Source organism: Mesorhizobium sp. M2E.F.Ca.ET.209.01.1.1 (genome assembly GCF_004010375.2).
Taxonomy (GTDB): domain Bacteria; phylum Pseudomonadota; class Alphaproteobacteria; order Rhizobiales; family Rhizobiaceae; genus Mesorhizobium.
Genome location: NZ_SADP02000846.1, coordinates 1 through 316, shown reverse-complemented (window position 1 = coordinate 316; position 316 = coordinate 1). Strand labels below are relative to the sequence as shown.

Annotated in this window: 1 protein-coding gene; it reads left to right on the top strand. The window is 69.6% G+C overall.

The annotated features are described in order from the left end of the window. The coding region (locus tag EN852_RS38175; protein WP_135879859.1) for a fructose-bisphosphatase class II at positions 1-316 on the top strand (316 nt) is incomplete at both ends.

Here is a 316-nt window from a genome sequence, read left to right as displayed (position 1 = left end):
GATCGACGCCGTGCGTGCCACCGGCGCCGCGATCCGCCTGATCGGCGACGGCGACGTCGCCGGCGTCATTCACACCACCGACCCGGAAGAAACCGGCATCGACATCTATCTCGGTACCGGAGGCGCGCCGGAAGGCGTTCTGGCCGCGGCCGCGCTGCGCTGCACCGGCGGCCAGATGCAAGGCAGGCTGATCCTCGATACGCCGGAGAAGATCGCCCGTGCGGCAAAGATGGGCATTGCCGATCCGAAGCGGGTTTATCGGGCCGAGGACATGGCGCGCGGCGACGTGCTGTTCGCGGCCACCGGCGTCACCGAC